8 protein-coding genes are annotated in these 15,272 nt (G+C 69.3%); 2 read left to right on the top strand and 6 right to left on the bottom strand.

Annotated features, from left to right (window positions below):
• Positions 1-1,448: 1,448 nt before the first annotated feature.
• Both ACZ7RU_RS11130 and ACZ7RU_RS11125 read left to right on the top strand, forming a co-directional pair.
• On the top strand, positions 1,449-3,263 hold the full coding sequence (locus ACZ7RU_RS11130; RefSeq protein ID WP_470340616.1) for a hypothetical protein: 1,815 nt from the start codon (positions 1,449-1,451) through the stop codon (positions 3,261-3,263).
• Positions 3,264-3,596: 333 nt separating this feature from the next.
• Positions 3,597-3,809, top strand: coding sequence for a hypothetical protein (locus ACZ7RU_RS11125; protein ID WP_470340615.1), 213 nt, complete (start codon positions 3,597-3,599; stop codon positions 3,807-3,809).
• 237 nt (positions 3,810-4,046) lie between these two features.
• On the opposite strand, the gene ACZ7RU_RS11120 is transcribed toward ACZ7RU_RS11125, so the two are convergent.
• The 6 genes from ACZ7RU_RS11120 to ACZ7RU_RS11095 form a co-directional block, all read right to left on the bottom strand.
• On the bottom strand, positions 4,047-6,203 hold the full coding sequence (locus tag ACZ7RU_RS11120; protein WP_470340614.1) for a KAP family P-loop NTPase fold protein: 2,157 nt from the start codon (positions 6,201-6,203) through the stop codon (positions 4,047-4,049).
• A 169-nt stretch (positions 6,204-6,372) separates the two neighbouring features.
• The gene (locus tag ACZ7RU_RS11115; RefSeq protein WP_470340613.1) at positions 6,373-9,555 is read right to left on the bottom strand and encodes a DEAD/DEAH box helicase; all 3,183 of its coding nucleotides are present in this window, start codon (positions 9,553-9,555) and stop codon (positions 6,373-6,375) included.
• Between the two features lie 189 nt (positions 9,556-9,744).
• Complete coding sequence (locus ACZ7RU_RS11110; RefSeq protein WP_470340612.1) at positions 9,745-10,827, bottom strand: P-loop NTPase family protein; 1,083 nt, start codon at positions 10,825-10,827, stop codon at positions 9,745-9,747.
• A complete protein-coding gene (locus tag ACZ7RU_RS11105) occupies positions 10,824-13,349 on the bottom strand; it encodes a Mu transposase C-terminal domain-containing protein (protein ID WP_470340611.1) in 2,526 nt (841 codons plus the stop codon). The genes ACZ7RU_RS11110 and ACZ7RU_RS11105 overlap by 4 nt, the downstream gene beginning before the upstream one ends.
• Positions 13,346-13,999: a hypothetical protein gene (locus tag ACZ7RU_RS11100; protein ID WP_470340947.1), complete on the bottom strand. Its 654-nt coding sequence runs from the start codon at positions 13,997-13,999 to the stop codon at positions 13,346-13,348. The genes ACZ7RU_RS11105 and ACZ7RU_RS11100 overlap by 4 nt, the downstream gene beginning before the upstream one ends.
• 210 nt (positions 14,000-14,209) lie before the next feature.
• Positions 14,210-15,226: a TniQ family protein gene (locus tag ACZ7RU_RS11095; RefSeq protein ID WP_470340610.1), complete on the bottom strand. Its 1,017-nt coding sequence runs from the start codon at positions 15,224-15,226 to the stop codon at positions 14,210-14,212.
• Positions 15,227-15,272: the final 46 nt, after the last annotated feature.

Here is a 15,272-nt window from a genome sequence, read left to right as displayed (position 1 = left end):
TCCACGGTGACGCCGCAGGCGACACCGAGGACCACCCTGCCAAGGGGCCGCCAGGCCCCACCCCCGGCCGAAGGCCCCGCACCGCCCGGCGCCGCGCCCCGCTGCTGCGCCCGGACCGGCTGTCCTGGCCCAGGGGTGCCCGGCCTGTCCGGCCATCTCGGGGCGGCCCTGGCCGTCGTCCTGGTCCGGTGTTCGGTTTGGTGTCGCCACCCAGGAATTGGCGGGTGACGCTGGGTGGGATTTTCTGCGTGGTCTGGTGATGAACGACCTTTGGGTCGCGGTGTCTGGGCGTCACTTGTTTTCAGCGGTCGGTTTCGGCTTCGTGCTGGTCAGAGCTCGGCGTCGCTGAAGGGCGGTGTCGCCTTCACGCCGAAGAGGGGTGTCGTAGACCGGTGAAGCCGTGGGGACATCCGCTACCGGCCGCCCGCCCGCTGCGCCGGGTCGGAGGCTGGTGCTGCTCGGTCCTGCTCGGTTGTGTCGTACCAACAGTTTTGAAGTCGCTGACTTCTCTCTGATGCCATTGAACTGGGGTTCTGCAAAAACTGGGACAAAGAGCCTTATGGGCTCTGAGCTGTGGCTTTCCTCGTGATGGTGTCGACGAATGGGCGTTGACCTGGGATTCTGCAGAAACTGGGATGAGCGTCAGTTGATTCGGGGCGATCTATAGGGCGATATGGGTCGGCCGAGCGCGCCGAATCTGGTCTTGATCAAGAAGGGTTGGCGCAGGCGGGCCTGGACGTTTTGCTGGGTCGGTGGCTTCGGTCGGGTGCTGGACGGGTACGCCGCCCCCGCTTGGATTCGCCCGCTGGGTGTCCTCGCTCGCGCTGTCTGAGGCTGGCCCCCATCCTTGCCGCGGCGCGCTGGCCGGGCGGAAGCCTTCCACGGGTCCGTGCAGCTTTCGCCGCAGGATCGAGCCACACAGCGACCATGCCGCCGGTCACCCGGACCACCAGCGGCCGGAGATCGGCCGCTTCTAACAACCCCCGCCCCTCTTGCCGCGACGCCGCCTTGGTCCACGATCCTGCCGCGCCGCAGCGCCGTCCCGACGGTGGTTCATATCAATCCGGATATGTACGCGCATACTGCGAGTCGGCGACGCTTCTGCACTGCGGAGCTAGCCCGCGGGTGTGGCCGGGACGACCAACTCGCCGTCCCGCCGGTACAGCGGGATCTGGAACGGCTGCCCGTCCTTGTCCAAGGGCTTCAACCCTCCGTGCACGCTAGCCCGTGCTACTGCAGGTGGCCCGGCAGGTGGGGTCGGCGCGCCCTGTCTACAGCAATGCCCGCCTACGGAAGATGTCGTCCAGACGGTGCTCGCTGGCGCCGGGTTCGCCGTGACCCGGCTCGACGCCGGATTCGGAGCCGGACTGCCAGCCGCTCGGACCCACCCACCCCAAACGACCTCGAACCACCCCCATGGCCAGCCACCTCACCCTGATACTGGCCCAGTGCCCACCCATACGGAGACCAACGTCCGCATCCCGTACTGCGCACTGGACGCCCTCACCGAGACAGCGGAACGACGGGGTACCTCACGGGACGAGACGGCCCGTCAACTCCTTGCTAACCACGTCCAGACACAGGAAGCTCTCGACCAGGACGAGCGACTCACCCACATCTCTACCGTGCTGCGCTATCCGCGGCCGCCGCGCTGGCGAGGCGAACCAAGGGAGGACTATCGCCTACGTCTTCGAGTCCCGGCGGACCTCCTCAAGCGAGCCCGCGAGGTGTCGCTGGTCCTGCCCGGCCAGCACCGGCGCGCCCACCGCGACTACCAGAGCCGGCAGCTGACCGACGCGGTGATGACCGCCATCTGGCGGGCCGAGCCCTTCATCGACGGCTTCCTCGAAGGCCTCCGCCCAGTGCTGCGCCACCGATCCGCGCTCGGGCTGTGGCGGATGACCACTGCCTTGACCAGCACCGAGCCGGAGAAGGACCTCCTGATCCACGCCATGACCGTCCAGGCGGGGATGATGCGGAAGACCGACACGGCTCTTAGCGCCTGGTATCAGCACTTGCTCCGAGTCGCGGAGGTCCTGGACCAGGACGTGGCCTGGCACTCCCACGCTCGCTTCGAGACAGCCACTTACCTTGCCCGCCGACTGCTTGCCGGACCACGCGCCGACGCCGGCGAGCAAGCCCTCTTCAACCAGGACGAGTCGTGGCACACGTGGTGCCACGAAGCGATCAAGAAGGGCGGCAGACCCCTGCGGAGGTGGGGAGCATCGTCGCGATACGACTGGTCAGGGCGCGGCGGAACGGCAGTGTGGAGGGCCAGCCGCAAGGTCGAGGTGCAGGACTTCGAGCAGTGGCTGATCGACCGCGAGCAGGGCGACCCGGCCGAGCGCGCGGCAACCTTCCCGGGCTGGCTGATCCGCACGCCTGCCACCTGGCATGCCCAAGCACCCCACACCCGCTCCGGCCACCTGCCCCAGCCATACGCGGCCTGGGCAGCCGAGGGCAAGGTACTGGTCTTCCCATACAAGAGCCGGCAGGCCGTCTGGCCGCTGCAGCGCACAGCCCACCAGCCCGGTTGGGAGCCCGTTCCTGGCGTACAGCCATTGATCGCCGCAGCCGCCGATCTGCGACCCGACCAGGTCGCCGGCTTCATCGAGGCATCGCTCGTCGACTGGAACCACGAGTTCGAAGAAGAGCCCGCCCTCGACATCGCTCTGCGGCTGCCCGTCGACAAGGCGTTCGCCTTCGGCCTCATCACCGCCGAGGAACAGCAAGACACCGAAGCCCAGGCCCGAGCCGCAGCCCGCGAGGCCATGGACACCGTCATCGCCGACTTCAAGGCGGGCGGCCTCGACCAAGACCGGCTCCAGCGTCTCCAAAACGCCCGCGACGACATCGCGTTCAGGCATCTCGCCCGGCAGTTCAGCAGGCACATCAAGGGCCGGAACCCGAATGGCAGCTACATCGGATCGCAGTTCGCAATGACCGTTAGCACCTGGCGGTGGCCTGGGACGTCCGTGGCCGCCGAGCTCCTCACCCCACCCCGCCCCACCTCACGCAGTGGCTCGCCACAAACGCACACAGCCGGAGCAAGCTGCTCCTCGCAGACTCGATGCAGGCGGCATGGAACCAGGCATTCGGCAACACCTTCGTCCCGCGCGACCTCCATGGGAGGCTGTCTGATGCCGACCCCTTCGATCCCGAACATGCCCTGCTGGACCTCGAGGACACTGCCCAGCAGCTCACTCGGTTCACTCGCCACGATCCAGCACACGACCCCTTTGCAGGCCTGGCCGCGCACGTGACCGATCAGGAGCAGGCGGCGCCCCTGACTGAGCAATGACCCGCCGACCAGCTGACGACGGGGCGTCAGGGAGACCACCCGGCCCGCGCTTCCACCCCCCAACACGCCCAGGGGACACAGCAGGACGGTACGTCTGGTGTGACACCCACAATTACTGATGGGTACCCACCACACGACATCACTCCCGCAAAGTGGGTGCAGATCCGAGCGACAGGCCGGATCCGCAACACCACGTACACCAGTCCGGTGCGCCCATCTCAGGGGGAAAACCCACATGCAGCCCGCCCACCGACCCATGGTCACCGCAGTTTCCGCCGGTACCAGCGGCACCGCCTTGGCACTCACCAGTGCTCCCTGGTGGCTCACCGCCGCCGCCTTCGGCTGCTTCACCCTCGGCCTGGCCGTGGTCGCCATCCAGTCGGCTTTCCCCCAGGACTCCGCGCACCGGCTCGCCTGGTGGCGCGACCGCCGACACCACCAACGACTGCGCCACCAGGCCACCCGCCCCAACGACGCGAACACCCCCAAGCAGACCAGCCTCAACTGAAACCCCGCCCCTCCTTGGTGCTGCGGGTAACCCCCACCCGCCTGCAACACTCCAGCCCGACCAACCCGCTGACCCCCCAGCGCTTCTCCCAGCCTGGGCGCCCTTTTCAACGTCACGATGGTCTGTCGGCCACCGAGACCAAGGGGCCGGGTGGCCTGTAGCCCGATGGGCGGGGGCGAGGCTCTCGGTGGTCCTGTGGCCTGTGATCCGGTGTCTTTCTGGGTGCCGACGGGATGATCAGGTTTCTTGGCTGCTGGCCCCTTCTGCTGATCCACTGTCAGGGAGCTGACTTGCTTCGGCGAGGTCGCGGTCGCGGGCTTGGCGCAGTCCTTCGAGGAGGCGCTCCTGATCTGGGGCGGTGCTGGTGCCGGCCGGGTGATCGAGGACGCTGTAGACCTCGGCACGGTCGATCAGGGTGTCGAGGCTTGCCAGGGTGTCGGCGTCGAGTGGAGCCCAGGGAGAGTGGGGCAGGCGAACGATCTTGGTGAGTAGCGGCAGAAGCTGCCAGGTGTCGTTGTCGAGGCGTTCGCGGATCCAGGCCCGAGCGGTTACGTGGTCGATGTGGCGCCAATTCCAGATGAGGTCGACGTCGGGTTCGGTGAGGTGGTCAGCGGGGCGTGATCCGGGCGCTGTCAGGTGCTGGCGCAACCGCGCTACCAGGCTGGTACGCGCTTCCCGGACCCAGGCGTCGCCTTCTTGGGCGAAGGCAGGCTTGGTGCTGCTGGGCTCTGTGGCGTCGTACAGGACTCGGCTGGCGAGCATGGTCCCCTGTGGGGTACCGGCCATGCGATGCAGGACGTCTGCTCGCGTGTTGGACGGGAGGTTACGGAATAGGTCTTGAGCGAGGAAGCGCGCGTTCACGTCGGCCCCGAGCAAGCCTTCGGCTTGTGCGGTCAGCGAACCGAAGCGGGCCGCCAGCTCGAGCAGTAGCGCGGCGGAAGGCACCGGTGTTCCGGCATCCAGGCGCTGCCTGATGCGCCGGCCGATGCGCTGAGTGTCGTTGTCCAGTCGTAGGAGGAGCTCGGCCGCCTCCGGACCGGGGGTACTGGCAGCTAGCTGGTCGAGGCCCGTGCCGAGAATGGTTTCGGAGAGGTCGTCGTCCGGAATGCCGAAGGCGACGTACCTGTCGAAGTAGTCGTTGCTGCCAATGCCACGACGTCGCGCGGTGCCTGACGCGTCGCCTCCGTCGCCGAGTGCCTGCCCGAGCGGAGGGAAGAGCATGGCCAACAGGCCGAGCACTCCTTCGATGTGGTCAGAGACGACGCCGGCGTTCTCAAGCCGCTCGCGCCATCGCTGGGCGCGCTCTCCAGGCTGGCCCGGACGTCTGACGGCGGGATCGAAACTGCTGCCGGTGAGTTCGGCGCGGTGGCGATTCAGCAGCCGGTAGACCCCGGGCTCACTGGTGCGCAGGAAGGTGACGAGGAGGAAGTCGACGAGGTCGACCTCGCCGGCGAGCGTGCGAAGCGACGTGGCAGCCTGGCCGAAGTAGCGCTTGATCGCACGTGGTGTGCGCAGCCTGTCCTGCAGGTACTGGAAGTAGGCGGTTGCGAGTCGCTGCGTTTCAGGCTCCGTCAGTGACAGCTGATGCGCCTCGAGCAAGGCGTCCAGGGACTGGTCGACAAGTGCCGAAGCGTCGCGTTCACGGAAGGCAGGCAGGTCCAGCCTGACCTGGATGATTTTCTCCAGGAACTCGCTGGCCCGGTGCTGCGAGTTGCCCACCAGGTCGCTGCGCCGAAGGACGTCGAGGAGGGTCTGCTCGTCGAAGCTGATGAGGTAGTAGACGTTCGGCAGGTTTCCGACCAGACGCACCAGCTTGAAGACCAGGAGCAACTCCTGTGGTGTCAGCCTGTCCAGGTCGTCCATGACGACGAGAACAGGGCGTTCTGCCTTGCGCAGTGCTTCGCTGGCAGTCGCCTTGGCAGCTGATGGACTGGTATCTCCGCTGATCCGGTCGGAGAGAGCTTTGATGGCCTCGCTGGGGTCCAGGCCAAAGAGCCCACCCACCTTGCCGAGGGGGCTGATGGCCTGGCCGAAGTTCCCGATCTTCTTCCGCGTCTCCGACCACTGGTCGTCCTTGGGCAGCGCGCCGCGGATCTCGCTGAACAGGGCCATGGTGAGGGTGTCTAGGTCTGGGTAGAGCCACGGGTTGAGCTCGGCCACAGACCATGAAACCCCGTCAGCCGGAGCTTGCCGGAGGTTCCGGAGCACCATCTGCAGGACGGATGACTTTCCGGACCCCCACAGCCCGATCAGCGCGAGCACGCCGGACTCGCTCTGACTCCGGACTTCGTTCAGGAGACCGACGGCGTGGTGCGCGTACTTCTGGTGTCCCAGCAGGTCAGGTGCGTCAGGGCTGCCGTCGACCGGGTCGTCGTTGAAGAAGGTGTTGGCCATGCGCACATCCTGCTCCTTGAGAGGCCCTCGCGAGGGGGCTGATTGCCCTCAAAGACCTGCAGTTATCGGCCTGGTGGGTGTGGCTGGTGACGTCGAGGCACACTGATGGTCGGCGTGGAAGGTTCTTCCAGTTGGTGTTGGGCGGCCAGCCAGCGGTGTTGTGACGGTGTCAGGGGCTGCAGTAGACGGTGAAGTCGCCGGCGGTGACGTGCCGGACGTACTGCTCTGCTCCGGCTAGGACGAGCAGCTGGTCGTGGGTGGCCAGGCTGGCCTGGAGGCCGGGTTGGGCGATGACGGTGTGGAAGCGCGGGCGCAGGGTGCGTGCGATGTCGCGGATCGCGAGGAGGTCCCTCGGGTCGCCGACCTCGTACGGGGAGACGCCGTTGGTGCGGTCCACGTACTTCTGGACGCGGTCGCGTAGGTGGTCTAGCAGGGGGATGACGTCGCCGCGCCGCCACTTGGCGCTGCGCACGGCCTGGCCGCAGACCTCGTACAGGTCGTCGATACGCCGACCGGCGGCGGCCTTGGTGTACTTGCAGTGCACCAGTGTGATGTCGAGGTAGCGGCTGTCGGTGACCCGCAGGCCGACGAGGTCGGCTGCCTCGCCGGAGCCGTCGTCGTCGATCAGGACGTCGAAGACCGTCGATGCGCGCAGATACGCGGACATGTGGAACTGGATGGAGTCCGGGCGCCGCTCGGGCCGCTGGGACTCCTTGGTGAGGTCCACGCCCTGCCAGTCGAGCGGCACGAACTTGCTCGTGTCGAAGGGGCTGCGGGTGTAGCCGGGGTTGATCAGGCGGCCCTCGTCGTCGATGAGGCGGTCGCCTTCCAGGAACAGCTCGGGCCGGTTGGCGTTGAGCCACGCCTGCAGTGGCACCTCCCTCGCGCCGCGGGAGCTGCTTTGTACCTGCGCGTCGGTGTCCAGCGGCCGGTAGACGAGCCGCTTGTTCTCGTAGTCGCACTGGTAGGGGATCCGCCAGGAGCCGGTCACGAGGGAGAAGCGGAACGGCCCGGTAGGGGAGTGGTCGTCGACCTCGAAGTCGACGTCCACCAGCGGGTAGGAGCGGCCCTCGTGGTGGATGTTGAGTCGCCTGCCGGCGCCGGTGTAGACCTGCCAGGGCCACTGGACGGCGAGCAGGACGTACTCCGGCCGCTCGTCGATGTCCTCGGGGATGATGAACCCGTCGACGATCCGCTCGAGGTTGATGGTGCTGTCCAGGAGCTTGCTGCCCTGGTGGTCGCACCAGTCCGTCCACGCCTTGAGATTCGGGGCGGTTGTCGGGGTCCAGAACCGCCCCGCGTATGCGGCGCTGATGGAGACGCTGTCGCCGTTCTCGAATCCGGACGCGGCGATGTGGGTCTGGCTCTTGTGTTCCTGGGAGGTGTCGAAGCCCTGGGAGACGTCGCTGCCGACGTGCAGGGAGAACCTGGTGAAGTGGTTGCTGACGTCCTTGAGCCCGACGTTGCTGGGGATGAGCCGGTCGATCTTGGCCAGCACCCGGTAGGTCTGGGTTCCGTTGATCATCTCGCAGTCCGGGCCCAGAACCGCCTCGGCGAGCTCCTTGTAGGTGCCGGACTTCTCCGAGCCGTGGATGTACAGCAGTCGCCGTGTGACGTCGAAGTACAGGACGTAGAGCTCGTAGACGACCTGCTCGAGGGTCTGCGGTGCTCCCCAGCGGACGGTACTGCGGTGTTCGACGACGAACCAGACGACCGGGTTGTCCTGGCCGCCGGTGGCGAGGGTGTTGTCGAGGACCTGGGCGTTTCCGCGGAACAGGGCGAGCGCCGCCTCGGGTATCCACTGCGGACTGGGCGCGCGGTAGGCGACGGCGCTCATCTTCGGTTCCAGGACGCTGACCGTGACGTCTTCCGGAGCGTCGGTGAACGTGGCGTCGAAGGCGCCGATCTCCTCGGCGTTCGAGGTGGCGCTGTCGGTCAGGTCCTGCAGCAGCAGGTTCCAGTCGGCGTCCTCCCGCAGCAGCTGGCGCAGCGGCGGGGTGGCGTCGGGCTCGTGTGCCACGAACAAGGTGGCCTCGCCCAGGCCTTCCCGGGCCCGGGCGAACCGGCCGATGAACTGCAGCATCGGGCTCAGGCTGCGGCGGGCAGCGTGCATGGCGGCGATCTTCAGCGCCGGCTCGTCGAAGCCTTCTCCGAGCATGTCGACACAGACGATGATGCGGCAGCTGCGGTTCTTCAATGCCTGCATGGCCGCAGTGCGGCGTCGGGTTCCCACGTTCTGGTGCACGACCGTCGGCGTGAACTCCGGGGCCAGCACCCGGTAGATCTCGCCGATCTCCTCCGCCTTCGCGATGCTCTCGGCCCGGACCATCATCAGGTGGTCGAACCCGGCAGCCCGATCACTGCGCAGTTGGCCCACCGCGGCTTCCGCCAGCTCCCGGTCGGTGTCGCGCTGCCCCAGGACGGCGCGGTAGTTGATCCGCCCGAAGATGCCGTCCCGCTGCGCCTCCCTGAGAGGGAAACGGAAGATGATGCGACCGGGAAGGCGGAGGCCGTCCTCCCGGAACGGGGTGGCGGTGAACAGGAGGACGGGGCGGCCGGCGAACGTGTCGATCACGCGGGTCCAGGTGGCGGCGGGGGCATGGTGGGCCTCGTCCACGATCAGGTGCGAGAACGAGCCCAACAATGCTGCCCGCACGGCCGGCGAGCACCTGTTGAGCACGTAGGGGGTGGCGACGACGACGTTGCACGCCTGCGCGAACCGGGCCGCCTCGCCTGGGTCCTTGAACGAGTGCTCCAGCCGACCCACACACGGTCGCAGCGCGTCGGCAGCCACGATCTGCTCGCGTTGCAGGATGCCCAGAGTCTCGAACTTCCCGCCGAGCTGATCCCGCAGTGCGTTGCTGGGCACCAGTACAAGGAGACGCTCCACATCGGCGGCCGCCAACACGGCCAGCATGGTCTCCGTCTTGCCCGCCCCGGTCGGCATCACCACGACGCCCGGGTCGGGCAGTCCCGAAGCCCAGTGCGCCATGACGGCGTGCAGGGCGCCGAGCTGCGGGCGGCGCAGACTGCCCGGCTCACCGTGTGGCCGGTATCCGATGGATCCGCGAAGCGACTGCCTGACCGCATCAGGCCCGGTTTGGGACCGCTCCCCGATCCACGTCACCTCGCCCGACGGCGCGCCCGCCGGGATCACGGCCGTCAGCACGCCCACCCCGTCCGGCGTGTCCTCCGTTGCCTCTACAGAGGGCCAGCTGCCGAACACTGCGTGCAGCCGTATTCCACCGTCCGCCTCCTCGACATTCAGCTCCCCTGCGGGGACCAGGAGCTGGCGGACGGTGTTCTTCTCCCACTTCGTGGGCTCCGCCCATACCTCACTGCTCGTGTACATGCGTCGCGCCTCCCAGCGTGGCCGTCCGATGTGTGACCGCAGGGAGGGCCCGGGCATCCGTTACAGGGGCGGACCCTGCCCTGCAGCGATGGTGTGCAGGCGGCCCGGCGCCGCCCGTAAAAATCCGCCCCCGCCGGCCTCGACCGCCCGCCCGCAGGCCTGCGTGCCCGTCGGGTGGGCAGGGATAGGTCAGTAGGCCGGGTCGTCGTAGCCGGTCAGGATCGAGTCGAGCAGGTCTTGGTCGATCTTCTCGGTTCCTTCCAGGATGCTGGTCTGGGCGGCCTGGCAGATGAGTTGGTCCAGGACGTGCATGGAGCCGTCGGTCCGCTTGTGGAGGTAGGCGGCGAGGTCCCGCAGAGTTCCGGGCTTGTGCTTGTAGAGGCGAAGGTTGTCCTCGACCTTGCCCAGCACCCGGTGCCACTGCTCGGGCTCGGCCTCCGTGTAGGGGACGGGCCGAACCCACAGCGTCGGAATGGCACTGTGGGCCCTCGGCCTGTCCGTGCCCGCGGCCGGGGCCAGGCTCCTGTGGTCGCCGTACCCGGCCCGGACGATCTCCCGCGCACCGATGCCGCAGAACAGGAACGTGACGCGGGGCAGCCGGTCCTGAAGACGGAGAAGGTAGTCGAACGCGGTCTGCCGCTCGCTGCTCCTGATGTATTCGATCCCGTCGACCACGACCAGGCGGGTGCCGGCGCGTTGCATGATCCGCACGATGGGCTCGGTCATGTCGACCGGCCGGTGGTTCATCGTCTCGGGGGAGCGTGAGCGTTCCACTCCGAGGAAGTCCGCGAACGGCAGCGACCAGTGCAGATCGTCCGTGCGCTCGTGCGGCACGTTGATGTACACCACCGGATGCCGGTCCGGGTCCGGCTCGTACAACTTCTCGACCAGGGCGTGGAATCCGAGGGCGATCAGTGCTGCCAGCGTCGACTTTCCGCTCAGGCGAGGGCCGTCGACGACGAAGTTCGGCCCGCGTCCGTTGCCGGTGGTCAGGTTCTTCAGCAACATCCCGCGGGCCTGCTTCAGGGCAATGTCCACGTCGTCGGTCTGCACCGGCAGCAGTCGGCCGTGGTAGACCAGCCGCGGGTCCGACAGCGTCACCTTTGTGCCGAGCGGGGCGCAGTCCTGCAGGTCGGGTGGGCTGTAGGTGCGCCGGGCCTGGGCCCGGAAGCCCTCCTTCGTGGTGAGCGGGCCCGGGTCGAACGGGCCGCCCGGCAGCAGGGAGGCTCTGGCTGGCGCGGGTGCGGTGCGCTGCCGTGTGGTGTCGTTCACGAATCGTCCCCGTCGTTGGAGCCGGCAGCCGTCCCCAGGGCGGGGCCGGAGGTGTTGGTCAGTGCGGGCAGGCCGCTGAGGAAGAGATCGGCGATGCCACCCGTGGAGCCGCGCCGCTGGGCCACCAAACGCCGCCGCGTCCCAGACCTTGCCTCCATTTCCGTTCCCGTGTCCGTGGGCGGGTCTGTGTCCGGCGACGGTCGCCCGTCCGCGCCGGGGTCAGCGGCCGGCTTGCCCACGCCCACGCCTACGGCCGCGGTCGCGGTCGCGGGCAGGTTGGTGTCGCCGGGCAACAGTTGCTGCCCGGTGCCCCGATCGGGGAAGAGGAACTGTGCGGGGTTCTCCAGCGAGCGGGCCGGCACGATCGCGGCTGGGTCGGGGACTGTGATGCCGGCGTACCTGTCCGGGTCCGGCGGGCGCACCGCCGGCTGAGGCCCGGTGAAGGGCCGGCCCGGCCGCCGCCACCGCCGGGCCGCCCCCGTACGCCGCCCGGGCCGCGCGGCGGGCGCCTCGTCCAGGGGCCCGCGCCGCGCACGTTCCCGCAACTCCGAGACGGCCAGGGCGATGTCGCGCTCCCGCTGCTCGTGCTCCTCCGGGCCGCCGGCCTCGAGGAAGGCCTGCTCCGCGGTCTGCCACAGGTACTGCGACCACTCGCCGTCGATCAGGTCCTGGTGGATGAACTCGGCCCGCACCCACGGGTCCTTGCCGAGCTGCTCCTGGCGCTGGTCGAACAGCCACACATAGCGCGGCGCGTACGGGTCGAAGCGGATCGGCCACTTCTTGCCCTGTCCCCGCACCCCGGATGGCTTCTTGTTGTACTCCTGGAGCGCGACGCTGTTGTAGGTGCGGTTGCCGACCCGCACGCCCTTGTCGTCGACCTGCCGCCACTCGCAGAGCAGCAGCTTGCGGTCCTGCGACGGCGACAGGGGCAGCGGCGCGTACCCCTCGCAGGACACCAGCGCCGCGTACATCTGGTTGGGGGTCAGCACCAGACCGGGCAGGTTCGGGCTGCGCAGCCCCTCGTGGCGGTGCTGCTGCCAGTGCAGCGCGATCCACTCGTTGAGCAGGTCCTGCAGCTCGTTGAGCCGCCACATCGGCCCCTCGGTCACACACTTGCCGCGCCGCGCCAGGTCCCGCGCCGTGTAGGCGGCCACGTACTGGCTGAACAGCTTCTTGAGGGCGGAGAACGTCGCCTCCACGATCGCCTTGTCAGGGCCGGTGTTGTCACGCGCCGACCGGATCGAGATCCCCAGCGAGGTGCACACGTCCTCGAAGTGCTCGCTCTGGTAGATCTTTCCCTGGTCGATGACGACCATCTTCGGGCGGATCACCGGCCGCGCCGCGGCCCCGGCCATCCGCGGGTCGCAGGCGACCTGATCCGCGTAGGGCAGATCCGACAGCTCCGCCGTGCTGAGGGGTGACCATCCGGGTCGGCCCGGCATGGGGGCGAGCGCCTGGGCGAGCATGAGGGTGGCGTCGAACGAGGTGGTCGCCCGTCCGCCCAGCCGCTTGCCCTTGTACCCGCGGCCCGGGGCGCGGGGCACGATCAGCGCTCCGATGATGCTGCGGCTGGCCACGTCCACGGCCGCGGTCAGTTCGACCTGGACCGGGTAGCCGTCGTCGCCGATCGCAAGCACGTCCAGGCCGGTCGAGTCGATCTGCACCATCTCGCCGAGCATCAGGGCCCGTGTGGGTGTCCACGGCGGCTCGGGGGAGCTTTCCGCCTCCCTGCGGCGGCGCACGGGCCCGCGCAGGGAGCCCGTGCGGGTGCCGAGGTTCTTCAGGAGCCGGTAGAACCCGGTGCGGGAGATCCTCAGGTTCTCTTCGGGGTAGGCCGCGCGCAAGCCGGCCTGCAGCCGCTCGTGCAGGCGGTTGCCCCAGCCGGAGGACTCCTCGACGCCGTCCTTGAGCTCCTTCAGCAGCAGGGCGACCACCCGCTCGTCGGTGTTCCCGTAGAGCTTTCCGGCGACGACGTTCACCAGGGCCGCCACCCCCTGGGCCGCATACTCCTTCAGGCGCCGGTCCAAGGTCGCCACCGACACCTTGCGCCAGCCCAGGGCCCTGAGTTCACGCTCCTTGGCGGCCAGCCGCCGGCTGCGGGAGACGAGGGCAGGGTCGTACTCGGGCCTGGGCCGCGCATCGGGCGCGGCACCCGGCGGCAGGCCGTCCTCCGCCTCGCGCAGGTGCCGCTCCCACGCGCGGACCTCCGCGAGTTCGGCGTCGGTGAGCAGGGACAGGACGCTGACGTCGGGGATCCGGGCGCCGGGCTGCTCCGTGCCAGCGTGGTCCAGGACCGCGAAGTCCGGGGCGCCGACGACGGCCGACAGCAGCGCGACCGCGTCCTCCCCGCCCTCGTTGAGGGCGCTCAGGTGGACCCGGCTGCCCTGCAGCGCGGACACCAGGTACGCGGCGCCGTGCCAGTGGACCGTCGCGCCCGGCTCCAGGCCGGCGCGCCGCCCGTCATGGTCCCTGTCCTCAGCGCTGCCGGTTCGGCAGGTGCACTCGGATGCCGTGGCCGTCATGCGACCACCCGGCCTGCGGCTGCCCCGGCCCAGGCGAGGGACACCGGGATCAGGGCCCGGTCCCGGTCGAAGGACAGGTCCCCGGTCCACAGCAGGTGCCAGGCATGGGCGAGGGCCGTAACCGGAAGCCCCGCGGCGGCGACTCCCGCGGTGATCGGCCGCGGCACGGAGAACGCGGAGAGCAGAGTGTCGCGGACCGTCGCGTCGTACAGTTCGGGGAACCGGTGCGCGGACACCACCCGCAGCCACTCCCGGCGGACTCCCGTCGGGACGTCCAGCGGGACGACCTTCCACCCGGCGGCGGCTGCGACACGCGCGAGCACCTCCGCCTCCCGCGCCTGCCCGTCGCCGTCGCGGGCGGGGTGCACGACCACCAACCGCTCCCCGCGTACGGTCCGCGCGAAGAACGCGGGCTCCACCGCCCCGTGCGAGGAACCGTCCTGCCAGCAGATCTGCGTCGCGGTCGCGGAGAACCACTGCACCGAGGAGTCGAAGTCCAGCAGCGCCGCAGCCCACATCAGCCGCTCGCTGCCGCAGACCACCAGGTCCCTGGTGGTGGCCGCCCAGTAACGGGTCAGGATCGATGGCCTGCCGTTGTAGGCGTGGGGTTCGCGCAGCGCCTCGCAGCGCTCCAACGGCACTCCGCGCATCTCTGTCGGCGCGGCCTCGCGCTCCCGGCCGTCCGGACCCCGATAACGCACCTGTACCTGCACACGATGCCTTTCCCGCCGCCGGGCCGAAGCCCCGGCCGTGCCTGCGCCGCGGCATCCAGCCGCCGCGGCACGCCCCACAGCTATCACACCTCGCCACCCGCCGGAACAAAGACATCCACTACCCGTGCGAAAGCCCTCCACCTCGGGTCACAGGTAGGGCCGGTCGAAGGCTCCGGCACCCAGGTCGCCCGGCAGGCAGCTCAGTTGCGCCACGGACGCCAGCGCGCCGACCGCCGCGTGCGGGGCGGCCAACGGCGGCCGGCCCCCCGGCTCGCACGCCGCCGTGGATGTTCGCGGCGGATGCCGGGCCATCCAGGTGGTCAGAACCGAATGGAACGCCCCGCCCAGTTCGGCCACCGCCTGCGTGTGCCAACGCTGGTACTCCTCCCACGTCAAGGTCCCCTCCAGCCGGTGCCGCTCGCTGCGGGCCAGGACCCGCGCGACCTGCACCGCCTTCGGATACGCCAGGAGCGGCGCCGCACGCCGTTCCCCGAGCCGGTCCGCGGCCTCGGCGAACCAGCGGGGTGCCCACCCGTGCGATGAGCGCACCCGGTGGTCGGCCATCATGGCGAACGCGTCCGCCACCAGCGCCCGGCCCGCCGCTCCCATCCGCAGGCCCAGACGCGTCAGCCGGCGGTGGGCGTCGAGGATCTGCGGCCACGGCCGCAGATCGATCCACGGCCAGGCCGTGTCGCGGGAGTTGTCCGTCCACCGGGCGTGCTCACCGCACACGTGCCAGGTGTCGGGCACCATCAGCCACGCCGGCTCGGCGATCCCGCGTCGGGCCGCACACAGCGCGCACGCCCGCACCAGGTAGCCGTCCGTCACGGCCCACGGCCACTTCCACACCGGGTCCGCCCCGGAGTTCGCAAGCAGGTACTCCTCGCCCAGGCTCGCCAGGGCCCGCTGCAGCACGGGCAGCGGCCGGCCGGCGAGCCGCGCCAGGCGCTCGGCCGCAGGCCGGCTCAGGTAGAGCTCGGTCAGGTGGGGACCGACCACCCGGCTCCTGCCCTCACCCACGATCTCCAGCAGGTAGTCCACGCCCAGGCCGTTGCGCTCGGCGAGCCGGGTCACATACGAGCCGGTCGACTCGCTCGGCAGGAACCGCACATGCAGCGGCAACTCCCGCAGGTCCGAACAGCGACCACGCTCCTGCACGTTCACATCGCTCCCCGGGGCGGACGGCCGGCTCGCCACGGTAACGCATTCC

The organism is Kitasatospora sp. NPDC114501, from assembly GCF_055633695.1.
Note: the sequence above shows the minus strand (reverse complement) of the source record. Positions and strands in the feature narration are given on the sequence as shown.